Genomic DNA, 18,845 nt, shown 5'->3' on the forward strand with positions numbered 1-18,845 from the left:
AGCGGAAACGCCTGCCGGGACTTGACCCCATGCGTCAATCGAATCGATCCGCTCATGCCGCCTCCGCCATCGAAACGGCCGCATCCATGTCGACGGCAACGATCCGCGACACCCCCTGCTCCTGCATCGTGACGCCGATCAGCTGGTGCGCCATTTCCATTGCGATCTTGTTGTGTGAGATGAAGACGAACTGCGTCTTGTCGGACATGCGCGCGACCATATTGGCGTAGCGCTCGGTATTGGCGTCGTCCAGCGGCGCGTCGACCTCGTCCAGCAGACAGAACGGCGCCGGATTCAGCTGGAACATCGCGAACACCAGCGCGATCGCGGTCAGCGCCTTTTCGCCGCCCGACAGCAGGTGGATCGTCGAGTTCTTCTTGCCCGGGGGCTGGGCCATCACCTGCACGCCGGCATCGAGGATCTCCTCGCCGGTCATGATCAACCTGGCCTGGCCGCCGCCGAACAGCTGCGGGAACAGCTCGCCGAAATGATGATTGACCTGGTCGAACGTGCCTTGCAGCAGCGCGCGCGTTTCCTGATCGATCTTGTGGATCGCGTCTTCCAGCGTCTGGATCGCGTCGTTCAGGTCGGCCGACTGCGCGTCGAGGAAGGTCTTGCGCTCGCGCGCGGCCGCCAGTTCCTCGAGCGCGGCCATGTTGACCGGGCCCAGCGCGTTGATCGCGTTGTTGATCCGCGTGACTTCGCCCTGCAGATACGAGGGCTTCATGTCGCCGTTGAGCTTGCCGACCAGCGCGGCCTCGTCGACCTCGGCCGCGGCCAGCTGCTCGGCGAACTGCTCCTGCGCCAGGCGTGCCGCCTGCTCCTTCAGCTGCAGTTCGGTGATGCGGTCGCGCAGCGGTTGCAGGCTGCGCTCGGCGGCCAGCCGCTGCTCGTCGGACTGGCGCAGCTGCCCCGACAGCGCGTCGAGCTCGATGCGGGCCGCGGCCAGCTTCTGCTCGCGTTCGGCACGCAGCTCCAGCGCTTCCTGCAGGCCGGTATGCGCGGTCTGCTCGTTGATCGTTTCCAGCTCGGCGCGCGCGTTCTCCAGCGATTCGGCGATGCGCTCGCTCTGGTCGCCGGCGACCTGGATATTGCGGCGCAGCTCGTCGATGCGGGCCGCCAGATTGCGCTCGGCGAACACGGCCTCCTGCGCGGCGCGTTCCAGGTCGCGCAGCTGCTGGCGCGCGTCGGACAGCTTCGCATCCAGCGCTTCGTAGGCCATCTGGTGGTCTTCGTGCGCGGCCTGCATCTCGGCCAGCTCGGTATCGTGCCGCTCGAAGTTCGCCTCGGATTCGGCCTTCAGCGCGCGCTGTTCGTCGATCTGCGCGGCGATCTCCTCCAGTTCCTCGCGGATCTGGCTGCTGCGCGCGGCGTAGCGCTCCATCGCCTGCGACAGCTTGAGCACGTCCATCTGCAGCCCGTGGACGCGCCGCGTGACGCGCTCGCTGTCGGCGCGCGCTTCCACCAGCTTGCGGCTGCCCTCGGTATAGGCGGCCTCGGCACGTACCGCCTGCGCCTTGGCCTCGTCGGCCAGCAGCGTCTGCGCGCGGGCCTGCTTCTGCAGATTCTCGATTTCCTGCTGGCGCGCCAGCATGCCGGCCTGCTCGGAGTCGGCGGCATACAGATGCACCGAGCTGCGGCCGACCAGATGGCCCTCGGCGACGACGAAGGTCGCGCCCTCCGGCAGGCTGGCGCGGGCGGCCAACGCCTGCTCCATGTCGTCGGCGGTGTAGACGTCGGCCAGCCAGTCCTGCATCACGGCGCGGATGCCCGGCTCGGTGATCTGCAGCAGCGACATCAGCGGGCGCAGTCCGGCCGGCGCCTCGCCCGGGCGTGCCGCGGGCGGCGGCGCATAGAACGCCAGCTTGGCGGGCGGCGCGTCGGTCAGCAGGCCCTTGACCCAGTCGAGGCTGGAGACTTCCAGCGCGGCCAGCTTTTCGCGCAGCACCGACTCGAGCGCGTTTTCCCAGCCCGGTTCGATATGGATCTTCTTCCACAGGCGCGGCAGTTCGGCCAGACCATGCCTGGCCAGCCAGGGCTGGACCTTGCCTTCGCTCTGCACGTTCTCCTGCAGCTGGCGCAGCGCGGCCAGGCGCGCCTCCAGCGCCGCGATCGCCGCCGCTTCGCTCTGCACGCGCTCCTGCGCGGCGCGGCGTTCCGCGTCGAGCCGCGGCAGATTGTCCTCGGTCTCGGCCAGCGCGGCCTGCGCGTCCTCGAGCATCGCCTCGTGTTCGGCCAGCTCGGCGCGCAATTCCTCCAGCCTGACGTCGTCGGGCCGGTCCAGGCCCTTTTCCTCGCCGGATAGACGTTCGCGGCGCTGCTCCAGCTGCTGCAGCATCTGGTCGGCGTTGCGTTGATGCGCCGCCTCGAGCTTGAGCGCCTGCTCGGCCTGCATGATGCCGGCGCGCTGCTCGTTCAGCAGCGCCTGCGCGTCGCGCCATTGGGCTTCCAGCGTCGGCAGCGCTTCGCTCTGCTGCTCGACCGCCTGCTGCGCCTCGATGGTGCGGCCCTCGGCCAGCGCCAGTTCTTCTTCGGCCTGCTCGAGTTCGTCGCTGGCCTGCTGGGCCTTGGCCTGCCACTGCTCGCGCTGCGCCGTCAGCGCGGCGATCTGCGCCTGCACGCGGTTGCGCGACTCGACCACATAGCGGATCTCGGCCTCGAGCTTGCTGACCTCGGTATTGGCCTCGTAGAGCGCGCCCTGGGCCGCGTGCATGCCGTCGGAAGCGGCGTAGTGCGCGGCGCGCAGCGTCTCCAGCTCGGCCTCGACGTGGCGCAGCTGCGCGGTCTGCGCTTCCAGGTCGATCTGCGCCTGCTCGATCGCGCGCTGATGGCGTTCCTGCTCGGCCAGCGCCTCGCGCTTGCGCAGCAGCCACAGCAGATGCTGCTTCTCCTCGCCTTCGGCCTGCAGCGACTTGAAGCGCTGCGCGACCTCGGCCTGGCCCTCGAGCTTGTCGAGGTTGGCCGACAGCTCGCGCAGGATGTCCTCGACCCGGGTCAGGTTCTCGCGCGTGTCGGACAGACGGTTCTCGGTCTCGCGCCGCCGTTCCTTGTATTTGGAGACGCCGGCCGCTTCCTCGAGGAAGATCCGCATGTCGTCGGGCTTGGCCTCGATGATCCGCGAGATCATGCCCTGGCCGATGATCGCGTAGGCGCGCGGCCCCAGGCCGGTGCCCAGGAAGATGTCCTGGATGTCGCGCCGGCGCACCGGCTGGTTGTTGATGTAGTAGGACGAGGTGCCGTCGCGGGTCAGCACGCGCTTGACCGCGATCTCGGCGTACTGGCTCCATTGCCCGGCGGCGCGGCCCTCGGCGTTGTCGAACACCAGCTCGACGCTGGCGCGCCCGGCCGGCTTGCGCGCGGTGGAACCGTTGAAGATGACGTCCTGCATCGACTCGCCGCGCAGCTCGGAGGCGCGGGACTCGCCGAGCACCCAGCGCACCGCGTCGATGATGTTGGACTTGCCGCAGCCGTTGGGACCGACGATGCCGACCAGTTGGCCGGGGACTTGGAAATTGGTGGGATCGACAAAGGACTTGAAGCCCGCCAGCTTGATCGAGGACAGTCGCACGGTTGGTCTTGAATGGGTTCGAATCCGTGGTGAGGCACGCCCGGGAGCGGCACCCAGAAAGGCCGGACAGCCTGCGCGACGCCCTGTGCCGACGTGCCGCCCGCACCGCATTCGTCGCGCACTTGTGCCCGAAAGTTGGCGCTAATCATACCATCGGTGTGACGCCGTCCAGCCGGATTTACCGGCAGTTACGGGGACGTTGCCGGCCGCTTCGCGCGCCATCCGGGCGGCATCCCGGCCGCACCGGCCCGGTCTTGCGGCGCTGCCGCGGCACGCCGGTGCCGGGCCTCCGATGGCGGCGCCTACTGCCCTTGCAGCCCGGTGCAACCCGCGCCATCGGCCGCCGGCGCCCGCGCCGGACCGCTGCGGCGGTGCACCAGGCCCGACAGCGCGCCGGCTGCCACGATGCACAGGCCGCCGGCCGCCTCCTTCCAGCTCAGCGTCTCGGTCGCCAGCCACCACGAGGACACCGCGGCGACCACGATCTCGAACAGCATCAGCAGCGAGACCCGGTTGGCCGGCAGGTGCTGCAGGCCGTACTGGACGATGGCGTTGCCGACCACCAGCGTGGCCGCCAGGCCCAGCACCAGCAGCGGGGCCGCCACGCGGGCCTCGGGCGCGATCGCCACCGCGCCGGCGTCCAGCCACAACGCGGCGACGCCGCCGACCAGCGTGCCGCCGCCGAACACCATCAGCGTGCGCAGCCGCGCGTCCATCTCGGGAAAGCGCTGGCCGGCGCGGCGCGACAGCACGTTGTTGAACGCGAACGCGATGCCGGCGACCAGACCGGCCCATTCGGCGGCGTCGCGCGGCAGCGGCACGCCGACCTCGGGCGTCCACAGCATCAGGCCGGCGCCGAACATCGCCAGCGCGACCAGCACCAGCCCCGCCGGCGAGACCCGTTCACCGATCAGCAGCCGCGCCACCAGCACGGTCCAAACCGGGGTCAGATAGAACAGCAGCAGCACCCGCATCACGTGGCCGTGGACGCTGCCCCAGACGAAGCCGGCATTGGTGACGCCGGCCGCCAGCGCGATCGCGACGAACAGCCAGGACCAGCGCAGCCCGCGCAATTGCCGCCGCAGCACCAGCAGCGCCAGCACGGCGGCCACCGCGCTGACCACCGCGGCGGCCTTCATGCCGCCCAGGCCCCAGGCGGCCAGCAGCCGATACGGATACCACGCGATGCCCCACACCGAGGCGCCGAGCAGGATCGACAGGGAAGCCTTGAAGGTATCGGCATCGGCATGGGCGGTGCCGGGCTGCACGTTGGTGTTGGAATGACTCATGAAATGAAAAGCACGGACGGGCGGCACCCGGGAAACGGTGCCTGACATGGATTGGATCGATTTGGGCGATACGGGAGCCCGATCGTGGCCGGGACACCCGCGGCCCGCCGGTCCCTCGGCGCGGCGCCTCGTCCCCAGCCTCGTCCCCAGCCTCGTCCCCAGCCTCGTCCCCAGCCTCGTCCCCGGGCTCGTCCCTTATAATGCTGCGTTTCGACAGGCCTTCGACCCATCATGAACCCGCGTCTCGATTTGCTGCAGCCCTACCCGTTCGAGAAACTGAAGGCCCTGTTTGCGGGAATCGAGCCGAACGGTGCGCTGCGGCCGATCAGTTTCGGCATTGGCGAGCCCAAGCATCCGACCCCGCGCTTCATCCGCGATGCGCTGGCCGAGTCGCTTGGCGGGCTGGCGAATTATCCCACAACGGCCGGTTCCGACGCGCTGCGCCAATGCATCGCCGGCTGGCTGGAACGGCGCTACGGCCTGCCCCGCGTCGACCCCGCCAGCCAGGTGCTGCCGGTCACCGGCTCGCGCGAGGCGCTGTTCGCCTTCGCCCAGACCGTGGTCGACGGCACCCGCCCCGGCGCGCTGGTGCTGTGCCCGAACCCCTTCTATCAGATCTACGAGGGCGCCGCGCTGCTGGCCGGCGCCACGCCGGTGTTCGCCAACAGCGATCCGGCGCGCAACTTCGCGCCGGCGTTCGACCGCATTGCCGACGATGTCTGGCCGCGCGTGCAGCTGGTCTATGTCTGCTCGCCGGGCAATCCGACCGGCGCGGTGCTGTCGCTGGAGGACTGGCGCCAGCTGTTCGCGCTGTCCGACCGCCACGGCTTCGTGATCGCTTCCGACGAGTGCTATTCCGAAATCTATTTCGATGAAGGCAAGCCGCCGCTGGGCGCGCTCGAGGCGGCGCACCGGCTGGGCCGCGGCTTCGAGCGGCTGGTGATGTTCTCCAGCCTGTCCAAGCGCTCGAACGTGCCGGGCCTGCGCTCGGGCTTTGTCGCCGGCGACGCGGCGCTGCTGGGCCGCTTCCTGCTGTATCGCACCTATCATGGCGGCGCGATGAACCCGGCGGTGCAGAGCGCCAGCGTCGCGGCCTGGAACGACGAGGCCCATGTGCGCGAGAACCGCGCCGCCTATGTCGCCAAGTTCGCCGAGGTCACGCCGATGCTGGCCCAGGTGCTCGACGTCGCGCTGCCCGACGCGGGCTTCTATCTGTGGGCCGACGTCTCGCGCACCGGCCTTTCCGACACCGAGTTCGCCGCGCGGCTCTATGCCGATCAGCACCTGACCGTGCTGCCGGGCAGCTACCTGGCGCGCGAGACCGACGGCATCAATCCCGGCGCCAACCGCGTGCGGATGGCGCTGGTCGCGACGCCCGAGGAATGCCGCGAGGGTGCCGAGCGCATCGTCGCCTTCTGCCGGGGCCTGGCGCGTCGCGGCTGAACCGAATCCAGTCCGAACCCCTATTGACCGCCATGCGCGCTCCCGCGTGGCGGCCACGAATTCAACCACGATCAACCACGACAACACGCGAAGAAACGCATATGACGCAAGCACTGCAAGCTCTGATCGACCAGGCCTGGGAAGACCGCGCCAGCCTGTCGCCCAAGTCCGCCCCGGCCGACATCCGCGAAGCGGTGGCCACGGTGATCGGCCAGCTCGACGCGGGCACGCTGCGCGTGGCCGAGAAGCAAGGCAAGGACTGGATCGTCAACCAGTGGGTCAAGAAGGCGGTGCTGCTGTCGTTCCGCCTCGAGGACAACGTGCCGATGGCCGCCGGCGGCTTCGCGCAGTTCTACGACAAGGTGCCGACCAAGTTCGCCAACTGGTCGGCCGACGATTTCGCCAAGGCGGGCTTTCGCGTGGTGCCGCCGGCGGTGGCCCGCCGCGGCTCGTTCATCGCGAAGAACGCGGTGCTGATGCCCTCGTACGTCAACATCGGCGCCTATGTCGATGAAGGCACGATGGTCGATACCTGGGCCACCGTCGGTTCGTGCGCGCAGATCGGCAAGAACGTGCACCTGTCGGGCGGCGTCGGCATCGGCGGCGTGCTCGAGCCGCTGCAGGCCAACCCGGTGATCATCGAGGACAACTGCTTCATCGGCGCCCGTTCGGAAATCGTCGAGGGCGTGATCGTCGAGGAGAACTCGGTGATCTCGATGGGCGTCTACCTGGGCCAGTCGACCAAGATCTACGATCGCGAAACCGGCGAGATCCACTACGGCCGCGTGCCGGCGGGCTCGGTGGTGGTGGCGGGCAACCTGCCGTCGAAGGACGGCAAGTACAGCCTGTACTGCGCCGTGATCGTCAAGAAGGTCGACGCGCAGACGCGCGCCAAGACCAGCCTGAACGACCTGCTGCGCGGCGACTGACGGCAGCGCGGTGGCGGCCCCGTGCCGCCACCGCTGTCCGTTCCGCCCCGCTCCCCCTCGCCCCGAGCGGCGCAGCGCGCCGGCTCCCACGTGAGGTGACCCGTGCCCTCCCTTCGCAAGCGATTCATGGCCCTGGACCCCGCTACCGTCAGCACCGTGCTGTCCCTGCTGCCGACCATTCTCGAGCAGGCCAACAAGACCATCGAGAAATACAAGAAGGGCAAGCGCAAGGACGAGCCGGCCGACGGCACGCCGGCGTCCGATCCGCAGGAGCAGGCGCGCCTGCTCGCGGCGCGCGTCGCCGAGCTCGAGACGGCCGCGATGCAGCAGGCCGAGAACGTCAAGCTGCTGGCCGAACAGCACGCGATCACCATCGACGCGCTGCGCAAGGAAGCGGCGCGGCTGGACCGCCGGCTGCGGCTGATGACCGCGGTGGCGATGGCCGGCTTCGCGCTGGGCCTGCCGGCGCTGGTGATCGCCATCAATCTGCTGCTGCGCTGAACCGGGCTGCGGCTGGCGCCATCGCGCCTCGCGTCACTGTCGCCATCCCTGGCCCACCCCTCGCCAACGTTTCATTCCTCATTCGCCATGACCGTCCAGCTCTACGGCATCCCGAACTGCGATACCGTCAAGAAAGCCCGCACCTGGCTCGAAAGCAACGGCGTCGACTACGCCTTCCACGACTTCAAGAAGCAGGGCGTCGACGAGACGATGCTGCGCCGCTGGCTCGAGCAGGTGCCGCTATCGCTGCTGGTCAACCGCAAGGGCACCACCTGGCGCGCGCTGCCCGACGCCGACAAGGCGCTGGCCGAGAACGCCGACGGCGCGATCGCGCTGATGCAGCGCAGCCCGTCGCTGATCAAGCGGCCGGTGCTCGAGCATGACGGCACGGTCGCGGTCGGCTTTGCCGCGGACCAGTACGCCGAACGTTTCCAGGGCTGAGCCCGAACGCTCGCCGCCTTATCGCCTTATCGCCTTATCGCCTTATCGCCTTATCGCCTGACCGCCTGACCGCTTCCCCCACATCCGCGCCATGACCGCCAACGCCCCCGCAACGCCCGCCGCCAATCCCACGCTGGCGCTGACCGAAGACCTGATCCGCCGCCAGTCGGTGACCCCCGCCGACGAAGGCTGCCAGGCCGTGCTGCAGGCGCGGCTGTCCGCGCTCGGCTTCACCTGCGAATCGCTGGTCAGCGGCCCGGACTCGTTCCGCGTGACCAATCTATGGGCGGTCAAGCGCGGCCGGCTGGGGACCGGCGGCAAGCTGCTGACGTTCGCCGGCCACACCGACGTGGTGCCGACCGGCCCGCTCGAGCAATGGACCTCGCCGCCGTTCGAGCCGACCCATCGCGACGGCAAGCTGTACGGCCGCGGCGCGGCCGACATGAAGACGTCGATCGCGGGCTTCGTGGTGGCGATCGAGGAATTCCTGCAGGCCCATCCGGACCATGCCGGCTCGATCGCGCTCCTGATCACCAGCGACGAGGAAGGCCCGGCCCACGACGGCACCGTCAAGGTCGTGCAGGCACTGCAGGCGCGCGGCGAACGGCTCGATTACTGCGTGGTCGGCGAGCCGACCTCGGTCGATACGCTCGGCGACATGGTCAAGAACGGCCGGCGCGGCTCGCTGTCCGGCAAGCTGACCGTCAAGGGCGTGCAGGGCCATATCGCCTATCCGCACCTGGCGCGCAACCCGATCCATCTGGCCGCGCCGGCGCTGGCCGAACTGGTCGGCGAACGCTGGGACGACGGCAACGAGTATTTCCCGCCCACCACCTGGCAGATGTCGAACATCCACGCGGGCACCGGCGCGACCAACGTGATCCCCGGCCACGTGACGATCGACTTCAACTTCCGCTTCTCGACGGCCAGCACGCCCGAGCAGCTGAAGGCGCGCGTGCACGCGATCCTCGATCGCCACGGGCTCGAATACCAGCTCGACTGGACGCTCGGCGGCGAACCGTTCCTGACGCCGCGCGGCGAGCTGTCCGAGGCAATGGCCGCGGCGATCGCGGCCGAGACCGGCGTGCAGACCGAGCTGTCGACCACCGGCGGCACCTCGGACGGCCGCTTCATCGCGAAGATCTGCCCGCAGGTGATCGAGTTCGGCCCGCCCAACGCCAGCATCCACAAGATCGACGAGCACGTCGACGTGCGCTTCATCGAGCCGCTGAAGAACATCTATCGCGGCGTGCTGGAACGGCTGATCGCCTGAGCGATTGCGCCCCGACCCTGCCGCTGTCATCGCGCCGCCCCGACCGACCCCTGACCTCTCCTTCGCCATGGCCCACGCCTCTCCCCTGTCCACCGTCCGCGACCTGCTGCGCCTGGCGGTGTCGCGCTTCACCCAGGCCGGCCTGTCGTTCGGCCACGGCACCGACAACCCCTACGACGAGGCGGTCTACCTGATCCTGCATACGCTGCATCTGCCGCTCGATACGCTCGATCCCTTCCTAGATGCGCGGCTGCTGCCCGAGGAGATCGCCGCGGTGATGGAGGTGATCCGCCGGCGCGTCGACGAGCGCGTGCCGGCTGCCTACATCACGCACGAGGCCTATATGCATGGGCAGCGCTTCTATGTCGACGAGCGCGTCATCGTGCCGCGCAGCTTCATCGGCGAGCTGCTGCAGGACGGATTGAACCCGTGGGTCAGCGACGTCGACGCGATCGGCCCGGTGCTGGAGCTGTGCACCGGCTCGGGCTGCCTGCCGATCCTGGCCGCGCAGGCCTGGCCGCACGCGACGATCGACGCGGTCGACATCTCGGCCGATGCCCTCGAGGTGGCGCGCCGCAATGTCGCCGACTACGGGCTCGAGGACCGCATCCATCTGCATCACGGCGACCTGTACGCGCCGCTGCCGGCGGGCGCCACCTACGACGTGATCCTCAGCAATCCGCCCTATGTGAACGAGGGCGCCATGCAGCGGCTGCCCGCCGAATACCTGGCCGAGCCGCGCATCGCGCTGGCCGGCGGCGACGACGGCATGGACGTGGTGCGCCGGATCGTGGCCGGCGCACGCGCCCGCTTGAATCCCGGCGGCGTGCTGGTGGTCGAGATCGGCAACGAGTTCGACAATGTCGAGGCCGCCTTCCCCGATCTGGAACTGATCTGGCTGACGGTCAGCGCCGGCGAGGAGCAGGTGTTCCTGCTGACGTACGAGGCGCTGGAGGCAGCGGGGCTGTAATCGCGATCGTGGCGGACGCCGCTGGCAGATCGGCCGCCGCTGCCCTCTCCAACGCCCCCTCTGCCGCTGGCGGGAGAGGGGAGAAAACCCTTCGCAGTGAGCGGGCCTACGGCTGTGTTCTCCCTCTCCCCGCCGCTATCCCGCGCGCGGGAGAGGGGAGAAAACCAACGGCAATGGCGTCGCCACCGTGTCCTGCGTTCCCGACGGTGTTCTCCCTCTCCCCCTCAGGGGGAGAGGGTTGGGGAGAGGGGGTGGTTCCTCAGCCCTCCCCCAACGCCCCCAACCCCGCCACCGCCGCCCGCACCGCGGTCGTGCATTGCTCGACCACCCCTTCGCGCCAATCGTCGGCGTCGCCATAGAAGGCGCGCCACATGCCCTGACGGATCAGCGCGCGCTGCGTGTTGTCGGCGTCCGGATGCAGATGCAGCCAATGGTCGCCGCGCAGCGCCTGCAATACGTCAGGCAGCGGCAAGGTGCCGAACTCCAGCGCGATGCCGGCAAAGTCGATATTGGGCAGCGTATCGGGAACGGCGTGCCAGGCCAGCCCGGTCAGGTTGGCCGACGTCGACGAGCCGTCGTACATCGAGGTCACGTGCTGGCCCCAGATCGCGCGGGTCCGCTCCAGCCGTGACACATCGTCCGGCCCCATGTAGATCGGCTCGCCATAGCCCCAGGGCCCCAGCCCGGTATGGATGTCGATCCAGCGCAGGCCGGTGCGTCCCGCTCCGTAGCGCGCCAGGATGCGGCGCAGCGTGTAATTGCTCCAGGTCGCCACGCGGCCGCCATAGAACATGCCGTGCGGATCGTCGTACTGGCCCGCGCTGACGGCGGCCTGGTACCAGCCGATGCCGCGCTCGGCGATCGCGCGGGCCAGCGCGGCCTCGTCCTGCTCCGACGGCGGCCAGTGCGCCGGCAGCAGCAGCGGCGCGACCTCGGCATAGGCGGCGTTCTGCGGCAGCGGCCGCGTGAAATCCATGAAGTTGCGGTTCAGGTCGACGTTGTCCTCGTTGACCCGGCGCATGTGCGAGAAGCCGTAGGGGTTGACCGCATGGACCAGCAGCAGCGCCGCGCCGGCCTTCGCGCATTGCTGCAGCAGCGCCGCATCGTGCAGCAGCGCGATCTGCGCGCCGGAGCCGCAGAAGCCCTCGGCGCCGTGCATCGCCGAGGTGACGAGGATCAGATGGCGCGCATCGCGCGGGCCGATCCAGGCCACGTCCATCGCCAGCTCCTCGTCCTCGGCGCCGCGCCGCGTCGGATGCGCGAACGGCGTGGGCACGTCGCCGACGTTCTCGGCCGCGAGCCGGAACTTCGCGCGGGCTTCCTCGTAGCGGCTTGAAAAGCAATCGTGCAGCTGCATCGGCGGCTCTCCGGGGCGACCAGGATCGATCACCGCATTAAACGCCATTCCGCCGCGGCGCGCCAGCCGGTACAATCCCGTCCGCACAAGGTTGGATCGATCCAGCGCGGCCGGCGCGGCTTCCCAGGCCCGCCACGCGTCTCAGGTAACACCAGTCCCGATCTCCAGCCGGATTTCCCTCGCGCCCGTACCGGGTCCCGCCTCTTCCCTTCATTCCGACCGCCACGTCGTTCGACCGGCCCCGGGGTTGGCACGCCCATCCCACCGGCGCACCGGCGGTCCTTGCTCCTGAGACTTTCGACATGATCGTGCGTTATTCCAAGATCGCCGCGGTATTGGCCATGGCCCTGTTCGCCTCGCTGGTGTCGTTCGGCAATATCACCGACTACGGCACCAACTTCGCCTTCGTCCAGCATGTGTTCCTGATGGACACGACCTTTCCGGGCAACGGCATCATGTACCGCGCGATCCGTTCGCCGGTGCTGCATCACGCCGGCTACATCGGCATCATCGCGCTCGAGACCGCCACGGCGCTGCTGTGCTGGGCCGGCGGCCTCGCGCTGTGGCGCGCGCGCCGGCAATCGCCGCGCGAATTCCATCGGGCCAAGACCTGGGCGGTGGCCGGCCTGACGCTGGGCTTCCTGACCTGGCAGGTCGCCTTCATGTCGATCGGCGGCGAATGGTTCGGCATGTGGATGTCGAAGGAATGGAACGGCGTGCCCGACGCCTTCCGCTTCTTCATCACGCTGCTGACCGTGCTGATCTACGTCAGCCTGCCGTACGACAATCTCCATCTCGATCCAGCCGATCGCCGGTAGGCCGGTCGGAGACGGCTCAGTTCAGCCGTCCCAGTCGGCGTCCCTGGCGCCGGCCGCACGCCGCGGCGGCGTGTCCGGTTGCCACGCGCGCGGATGCAGCGCCAGGCCGGCCGCCTCTGCCTGCGCGCGCGTCAGCGTCAGATGACGCGCCAGCCAGTCCATCACGCCGCGCAGGAAGCGCTGCTGCTCGACCCGCACCGCCTCGCGCAGCGCGCGCTCCAGCTGCACGTAGGCGGTGTAGACGTCGAGCAGATTGGCCGTCTTCAGCGTGGCCGGCGTCGACGGGCTGCGCTCGATCGCCAGCACGCGGGCGGCCTGCTGCGATGTCAGTTTTCCCGTGTCGCGATAAGCCGCATACAGCGGCTCGAGCGGCGCGAAACGGACGCTGGGCTGCACGCGCGGCACGCCGGCGACCTTCTCCATGCGCAACAGCAGATAGCGGACCGCGGCCGCATGCTGGCGGGCTCGTTCGCGTTCCTGTTCCCGCTCGCGGCCCACACCCGCACCGCGGCGTGGCCGCGCGTCGTCGCGCCAGGGTCCGGCGCCCGCCGCGCGCGCGGTGAAATCGGGCACGGCGTCGAGCGCGCCATGGCCGCCCAGCAGCCGCAGCGCGCAATCCGGTCCGAACGGATGCTCGTGGCCGGCCGCGTCGCGCAGGATATAGGCGTGGCCCGAGCCGATGCCGTGGCCCTTGTTGCCCGCCGGCATGCCGATCCCCGCGCCGGCGCAGCGCGTGCCGGGCTCGACGAAATCCTTGCGAACGGCGGTCCAGGTTGCGGTCGGGTCTGGACGGAGGGCGGAAACGGGGTCGGGCGGCATGCCTTGAATGCGGAAACAGCGAACGGCGAAACGGCGAAACGGCGAAACGGCCAAACGGCCAAAAGGCCAAACGGCCAAACGGCCAAACGGCGGCGGGGCGCGCATTGTCGCGCGAATTGCGGCCGGGCGCGATAGCCATGCGGGAGCCCGTCGGCGGCAGCACGCGATGCCGCCCGCCGCCCCAAGCTAAAATGCGCCCTGCCCGGCCTCGTGCCGGGCTCGACTTTCCATAGAAGACTCTCGTGATCCGAATCGACCAGCTAGTACTCCAGCGCGGCACCAAGGTGCTGTTCGACCACACCAGCGTGACGCTCAATCCCGGCGAACGCGTCGGCCTGGTCGGTGCCAACGGCAGCGGCAAATCGACGCTGTTCGCGCTGCTGCGCGGCGAATTGCATCCGGACGGCGGCGACGTCGCGGTGCCGGCGCAATGGCGCGTGGCACATGTCGCGCAGGAAACGCCGGCGGTCGAGCGCAGCGCGCTGGACTACGTGATCGACGGCGACACCCGGCTGCGCGCGATCGAGCAGACCATCGCCGCCGCGCAGCGCAGCGGCGACGGCCACGCCGAGGCCGAAGCGCACGCGGCCTACGCGGACGCCGACGGCTACACCGCGGCCTCGCGCGCCGAGGCGCTGCTGCTGGGCCTGGGCTTCACGCTGGCGCAGGTCGGCCAGCCGGTCGCCGCCTTCTCCGGCGGCTGGCGCATGCGGCTGAATCTGGCGCAGGCGCTGATGTGCCCGTCCGACCTGCTGCTGCTCGACGAACCGACCAACCACCTGGATCTCGATGCGATCGTCTGGCTCGAAGACTGGCTGGCGCGCTATCCGGGCACGCTGGTGATGATCTCGCACGACCGCGAGTTCCTCGACGCGATCTGCAACGTCACCGTCCATATCGAACAGCAGCAGTTGCGCCGCTATGGCGGCAACTACAGCCTGTTCGAGACGCTGCGGCTGCAGCAGATGGCGCAGCAGCAGGCCGCCTACGCGCGCCAGCAAAAACAGATCGCGCACCTGGAATCGTTCATCACGCGTTTCAAGGCCAAGGCGACCAAGGCGCGCCAGGCGCAGAGCCGCGTCAAGGCGCTGGAGAAGATGGAACGGCTGGCGCCGGTGCACGCCGCGGCCGGCTTCTCGTTCGAATTCCGCGAGCCCGATGCCGCCCCGAATCCGATGATGGTGCTCGACGCGGTCGACTGCGGCTACGCGGGTCCGCCGCCGGTGACGATCCTGCGCGGCCTGACGCTGTCGATCCAGAACGGCCAGCGCATCGGCCTGCTCGGCGCCAACGGCCAGGGCAAATCGACGCTGGTCAAGACGCTGGCCAATACGCTGGCGCCGCTGGCCGGCACGCTGCGGCACGGCAAGGGCCTGCAGATCGGCTACTTCGCCCAGCACCAGCTCGAGACGCTGCGCGACCACGACTCGCCGCTGCAGCATCTGGCGCGGCTGGCGCCCGATACGCGCGAGCAGGAACTGCGCGACTTCCTCGGCAGCTTCAATTTCCGCGGCGACATGGCGACCTCGCCGATCGAACCGTTTTCCGGCGGCGAGAAGGCGCGGCTGGCACTGGCGCTGATCGTCTGGCAGAAGCCCAATCTGCTGCTGCTCGACGAACCGACCAACCATTTGGACCTCGATACGCGCGAGGCACTGACGATGGCGCTGGCGCAGTTCGAGGGCACGCTGATCCTGGTCTCGCACGACCGGCATCTGCTGCGCGCCACCACCGACCAGTTCATGCTGGTGGCCGACGGCGGTCTGCAGCCCTTCGACGGCGACCTCGACGACTATCGCGACTGGCTGCTGCAGCAGGCCGCCGCCAAGCGCAACGCCGCGGCGGCGGCGCATCGGGCCGATGGCGCTGACGGTGCCAGCGACGCGGCGCCCGCGCAGAACCGCCGCGACCAGCGCCGCGCCGAGGCCGACGAGCGACAGCGGCTGGGGCAGCTGCGCAAACCGCTGGCCAAGGAACTGGAAAAGGTCGAGAAGCGGATGGCCGTGCTGCAACAGGCCAAGACCGAGATCGACGGCTTCATGGCCGATGAGGCCAGCTATGCCGAGGCCAACAAGGCCAGGCTGCTGGAGATGCTCAAGCGCCAGGGCGAGGTTGAAGGGGAACTGGCCACGCTGGAGGAGCGCTGGCTGGAGCTGCAGGAGCAGATCGAGCAGATCGCCTGATGGATTGACCGAGGCGATCCTGGCGGCGGCCGGGGCCGCAGTCAGGATCAGGGTCAAGACGGGAGTGCCGCTACTCCTGCAACGCCTCCTCGGTCAGGAAGCCGCCGCTCTGGTGGGCCCACAGCCGGCTGTACAACCCGCCGCGCTGCAGCAGCTCGCGGTGCGAGCCCTGCTCGACGATGCGGCCGCGATCGAGCACGACGATACGGTCCATCGCCGCCAGCGTCGACAGCCGGTGCGCGATCGCCACCACGGTCTTGCCCTCCATCAGCCGGTACAGGCTTTGCTGGATTGCGATCTCGACCTCGCTGTCGAGCGCGCTGGTGGCCTCGTCCAGCAGCAGGATCGGCGCGTCCTTCAGCATCACCCGCGCGATCGCGATGCGCTGGCGCTGGCCGCCCGACAGCTTGACGCCACGCTCGCCGACGTGCGCATCGTAGCCGCGCCGCCCTTCCCGGTCGCTCAGCGTGTGGATGAAGTCCTCGGCCTCGGCGCGCCGCGCGGCGGCCACCATCTCGGCATCGCTGGCATCGGGCCGGCCATAGACGATGTTGTCGCGCACGGAACGGTGCAGCAGCGAGGTGTCCTGCGTGACCATGCCGATCTGGGCGCGCAGGCTGTCCTGCGTGACCCCGGCGATGTCCTGACCGTCGATCAGGATGCGGCCCGACTCGACGTCATAGAAGCGCAGCAGCAGGTTGACCAGCGTCGACTTGCCCGCGCCCGAGCGGCCGACCAGGCCGACCTTCTCGCCGGGGCGGATCGTCAGCGTGAAGTCGTCGAACACCGGCCGGCCCGAGCCGTAGGAGAAGTCGACGTGCTCGAAGCGGATTTCGCCGTGCGGCACCCGCAGCGGCACGGCGTCGACACGGTCCTCGATATGCCGGGGACGGGCCAGCGTCGACACGCCATCGCGCACCGTGCCGATATGCTCGAACAGCTCGGCAATCTCCCACATCGCCCACTGCGAGATGCCGTTCAGGCGCATCGCCATCGCGGTGGCCGCCGCCACCGCGCCGATGCCGATCTGGCCGGCCGACCACAGGTACAGCGCCAGCCCCGTGGTGGCCACGATCAGCATCATGATCAGCGTGTGGTTGACGATCTCGAAGGCGCTGATCAGCCGCCCCTGCGCATAGACGGGCTGCATGAACTCCTGCATCGCGCTGCGCACGTAGCTGGCCTCGCGGCGCGAGTGCGAGAACAGCTTGACGGTCGCGATATTGGTGTAGGCGTCGGTCACGCGCCCGGTCATCACCGAGCGCGCGTCGGCCTGGTGCGCCGACACGCGCGCCAGCCGCGGCACGAAATACCAGGATGCGCCGACATAGGCGACGACCCACAGCAGGAACGGCGCCAGCAGCCAGCCATCGAAATTGGCCAGCACCACCGCCGCCGACACCAGGTAGATCACGATATAGACCAGGATATCGGCAACCGTCATCACCGCGTCGCGCACGGCCAGCGCGGTCTGCATGACCTTGGTGGTGACACGGCCGGCGAACTCGTCCTGGAAGAAGCCCATGCTCTGGTTGAGCATCAGCCGGTGGAAATTCCAGCGCAGCCGCATCGGGAAGTTGCCGAACAGCGTCTGGAACTTCAGCATGCTCCAGACCGCGACCACGACGATGCTCGCCAGCACGATGCCGGCCAGCAGCAGCAGGCGGTCCGAATAGGTCGACCACAGCTGCTGCGGCTTGACCGCGGCGAGCCAGTCGACCAGGCGGCCCAGCATGCTGAACAGCACCGCCTCGAAGATGCCGATCGCCATCGCGCACAGCACCAGCAGCAGCAAGTAACGCCGCACGCCCGCGGTGCAATCGACGATGAACGCGATCCAGTGCTGCGGCGGCGTATCGGGAAGCGAATCCGGGTAGTTGTGGATGCGCCTTTCAAACCAACGGAACACGGCCAGTTTCTCCAATGATGTTGTCGAGCGGCCGCTGGGGCTCGCTCAACGATAGTTGCGCTCGCGCCGGATCAGTCCGACCGCCAGCACGCCGGTCAGCACCACCAGCCAGATCAGCGACCAGCCGGGAATCGAGATGCCCAGCACCGGCGGCAGCGGCGCGGTGCACAGACCGTCCGAATAGAAGACCTGCGGCAGCACGCGCGCGGTCGGCAGCGCGTTGACCCAGTTCTCGAGCGGATCGATGCCGCAGCTCGCCTTCGGATCGAGCAGCAGCGAGATGTGATAGCCCGCCACCGCGATGCCGCCGACGCCCGACAGCATCGCCAACCCTTGCCACAGCGTGCGCGTGCCCTGCCCCAGCGCGGCCAGCAGCGAGAACAGCCCGATCGCGACGAAGGCGAAGCGCTGCATCACGCAGAGCGGGCACGGCTGATAGCCCTGCGCGTGCTGCAGATAGAGGGCGTAGCCGACCAGCCCGAACGAGACGATGGCAATCAGCAGGAAGTAGGCGCGGGAATTCGCTTGCATGGCGGAATGGCGGTCGACAGAGCGGTAAACAAGAGCGGTGAACAGGATCCGGAACATTCCGGATAGACAAGGCATGGCAATAGCGGTGGTCCGGCATCGCGGACAGGCGCCATCTTACCGATTTTGCACCGCGCGCGTCGCAGCGATGCGATGACCCCTGCACGCGCTGGGGCCATCGTTGCGGCCGATCGCCGCAGCGCGGCGGCTTTGCATTGCCGAGGCCGGCGATCGCGCCAACAATGCCGTTCATTGTGTCGGCGCGATGCGATCCCGGGCGATCCCCGCGATCCCCCTGCATCCGCCCCGCTTGCTTGAGGACCGTACCGATGAAGAGCAATGCGCTGCGCGTGGAGCGCGGCAACGACCTTCGTGCCCCACGTTTTCGCACGATCCCGCCGCCCGCCGCGTCCGTGCCCCGGCGCGACGCGGCGGCCAACTCGACAAACGCGCCGAAGCCGCCGGTGCCGGCGGTGCCCGTGGTGCCGGTCGGCTACCGCCAGGGGTTCATCACCGCGATCTCGGTACTGCTGGCGTTTACGCTGGCGTTCTGGCGCTACTGGAGCTTCGAGAGCCCGGGCGCGTGGAATCCGCTGTCGCTGGCGGTCGAGATCTCGCTGGGCGTCGCCGCCGGCCTGCAGGTGGTGGCGTTGTTCCGTTCGCTGCGGGTCGAGGACGACCAGGTGCCCGAATACCGCCGCACGCAGCGCTGGCTGTTCGTGTCGGCGGTGGTGCTGATCGCCGCGCTGCTGGGCGCGCTGTGCGAGGACTCGGTGTTCGGTTGACGGGCGGACCAGGGATATCGAAGACCGAAGAC

General features: G+C 69.0%; 15 protein-coding genes. 9 read left to right on the top strand and 6 right to left on the bottom strand.

The features are described from left to right. Window positions 1-52: 52 nt before the first annotated feature. Window positions 53-3,568, bottom strand: coding sequence for a chromosome segregation protein SMC (gene smc / locus M1D55_RS18235; RefSeq protein WP_456281476.1), 3,516 nt, complete (start codon window positions 3,566-3,568; stop codon window positions 53-55). Window positions 3,569-3,870: 302 nt separating this feature from the next. Beyond that, window positions 3,871-4,857, bottom strand: coding sequence for a DMT family transporter (locus M1D55_RS18240; protein ID WP_456281477.1), 987 nt, complete (start codon window positions 4,855-4,857; stop codon window positions 3,871-3,873). A gap of 231 nt (window positions 4,858-5,088) precedes the next feature. On the opposite strand from M1D55_RS18240, the gene dapC reads away from it, so the two are divergent. The 6 genes from dapC to prmB all read left to right on the top strand — a co-directional run bounded on the left by dapC (window position 5,089) and on the right by prmB (window position 10,414). Beyond that, window positions 5,089-6,300 (top strand): succinyldiaminopimelate transaminase, encoded by a 1,212-nt coding sequence (gene dapC, locus M1D55_RS18245; protein WP_456281478.1) that lies wholly within the window; start codon window positions 5,089-5,091, stop codon window positions 6,298-6,300. A gap of 101 nt (window positions 6,301-6,401) precedes the next feature. Next, window positions 6,402-7,229 (top strand): 2,3,4,5-tetrahydropyridine-2,6-dicarboxylate N-succinyltransferase, encoded by an 828-nt coding sequence (dapD, locus tag M1D55_RS18250; protein ID WP_232207318.1) that lies wholly within the window; start codon window positions 6,402-6,404, stop codon window positions 7,227-7,229. A 126-nt stretch (window positions 7,230-7,355) separates the two neighbouring features. Next, window positions 7,356-7,730, top strand: a complete 375-nt coding sequence (locus tag M1D55_RS18255) for a hypothetical protein (protein ID WP_006578819.1) — start codon at window positions 7,356-7,358, stop codon at window positions 7,728-7,730. 87 nt (window positions 7,731-7,817) lie between these two features. Then, entirely contained in the window at window positions 7,818-8,171 is a 354-nt protein-coding gene (locus M1D55_RS18260) for an ArsC family reductase (protein ID WP_456281479.1), read from the top strand. A gap of 91 nt (window positions 8,172-8,262) precedes the next feature. After that, entirely contained in the window at window positions 8,263-9,444 is a 1,182-nt protein-coding gene (dapE, locus tag M1D55_RS18265) for a succinyl-diaminopimelate desuccinylase (RefSeq protein ID WP_064577119.1), read from the top strand. A gap of 67 nt (window positions 9,445-9,511) precedes the next feature. Then, on the top strand, window positions 9,512-10,414 hold the full coding sequence (gene prmB / locus M1D55_RS18270; protein WP_006578822.1) for a 50S ribosomal protein L3 N(5)-glutamine methyltransferase: 903 nt from the start codon (window positions 9,512-9,514) through the stop codon (window positions 10,412-10,414). 259 nt (window positions 10,415-10,673) lie between these two features. Here prmB and M1D55_RS18275 read toward each other — a convergent pair whose 3' ends face one another. Continuing rightward, window positions 10,674-11,771, bottom strand: a complete 1,098-nt coding sequence (locus M1D55_RS18275; RefSeq protein WP_456281480.1) for a M14 family metallopeptidase — start codon at window positions 11,769-11,771, stop codon at window positions 10,674-10,676. Between the two features lie 302 nt (window positions 11,772-12,073). On the opposite strand from M1D55_RS18275, the gene M1D55_RS18280 reads away from it, so the two are divergent. Beyond that, window positions 12,074-12,589 carry a DUF2165 family protein gene (locus tag M1D55_RS18280; protein WP_456281481.1) on the top strand — a complete coding sequence of 172 codons (516 nt, stop codon included), beginning with the start codon at window positions 12,074-12,076 and terminating at the stop codon, window positions 12,587-12,589. A 21-nt stretch (window positions 12,590-12,610) separates the two neighbouring features. Here M1D55_RS18280 and M1D55_RS18285 read toward each other — a convergent pair whose 3' ends face one another. Next, window positions 12,611-13,408: a hypothetical protein gene (locus M1D55_RS18285; protein WP_456281482.1), complete on the bottom strand. Its 798-nt coding sequence runs from the start codon at window positions 13,406-13,408 to the stop codon at window positions 12,611-12,613. Window positions 13,409-13,650: 242 nt separating this feature from the next. On the opposite strand from M1D55_RS18285, the gene M1D55_RS18290 reads away from it, so the two are divergent. Further along, on the top strand, window positions 13,651-15,591 hold the full coding sequence (locus M1D55_RS18290; RefSeq protein ID WP_456281483.1) for an ATP-binding cassette domain-containing protein: 1,941 nt from the start codon (window positions 13,651-13,653) through the stop codon (window positions 15,589-15,591). Between the two features lie 70 nt (window positions 15,592-15,661). On the opposite strand, the gene M1D55_RS18295 is transcribed toward M1D55_RS18290, so the two are convergent. Continuing rightward, a complete protein-coding gene (locus M1D55_RS18295) occupies window positions 15,662-17,500 on the bottom strand; it encodes an ABC transporter ATP-binding protein (protein ID WP_232207323.1) in 1,839 nt (612 codons plus the stop codon). A 45-nt stretch (window positions 17,501-17,545) separates the two neighbouring features. Then, entirely contained in the window at window positions 17,546-18,031 is a 486-nt protein-coding gene (locus tag M1D55_RS18300) for a disulfide bond formation protein B (protein WP_006577845.1), read from the bottom strand. 326 nt (window positions 18,032-18,357) lie between these two features. Here M1D55_RS18300 and M1D55_RS18305 point away from each other — a divergent pair, with 326 nt between their 5' ends. After that, the gene (locus M1D55_RS18305) at window positions 18,358-18,813 is read left to right on the top strand and encodes a hypothetical protein (RefSeq protein WP_456281484.1); all 456 of its coding nucleotides are present in this window, start codon (window positions 18,358-18,360) and stop codon (window positions 18,811-18,813) included. Window positions 18,814-18,845: the final 32 nt, after the last annotated feature.

The sequence above is a fragment of the Cupriavidus sp. JZ107 genome (genome assembly GCF_053903255.1).

Excerpts from the sequence above, each read along its gene's own strand:
- dapE (WP_064577119.1), top strand. The coding sequence starts at position 8,263 with ATGACCGCCAACGCCCCCGCAACGCCCGCCGCCAATCCCACGCTGGCG.
- M1D55_RS18240 (WP_456281477.1), bottom strand. The coding sequence starts at position 4,857 with ATGAGTCATTCCAACACCAACGTGCAGCCCGGCACCGCCCATGCCGAT.
- prmB (WP_006578822.1), top strand. The coding sequence starts at position 9,512 with ATGGCCCACGCCTCTCCCCTGTCCACCGTCCGCGACCTGCTGCGCCTG.
- dapC (WP_456281478.1), top strand. The coding sequence starts at position 5,089 with ATGAACCCGCGTCTCGATTTGCTGCAGCCCTACCCGTTCGAGAAACTG.
- dapD (WP_232207318.1), top strand. The coding sequence starts at position 6,402 with ATGACGCAAGCACTGCAAGCTCTGATCGACCAGGCCTGGGAAGACCGC.
- M1D55_RS18305 (WP_456281484.1), top strand. The coding sequence starts at position 18,358 with ATGAAGAGCAATGCGCTGCGCGTGGAGCGCGGCAACGACCTTCGTGCC.
- M1D55_RS18280 (WP_456281481.1), top strand. The coding sequence starts at position 12,074 with ATGATCGTGCGTTATTCCAAGATCGCCGCGGTATTGGCCATGGCCCTG.
- M1D55_RS18285 (WP_456281482.1), bottom strand. The coding sequence starts at position 13,408 with ATGCCGCCCGACCCCGTTTCCGCCCTCCGTCCAGACCCGACCGCAACC.
- M1D55_RS18260 (WP_456281479.1), top strand. The coding sequence starts at position 7,818 with ATGACCGTCCAGCTCTACGGCATCCCGAACTGCGATACCGTCAAGAAA.
- M1D55_RS18255 (WP_006578819.1), top strand. The coding sequence starts at position 7,356 with ATGGCCCTGGACCCCGCTACCGTCAGCACCGTGCTGTCCCTGCTGCCG.
- M1D55_RS18300 (WP_006577845.1), bottom strand. The coding sequence starts at position 18,031 with ATGCAAGCGAATTCCCGCGCCTACTTCCTGCTGATTGCCATCGTCTCG.
- M1D55_RS18275 (WP_456281480.1), bottom strand. The coding sequence starts at position 11,771 with ATGCAGCTGCACGATTGCTTTTCAAGCCGCTACGAGGAAGCCCGCGCG.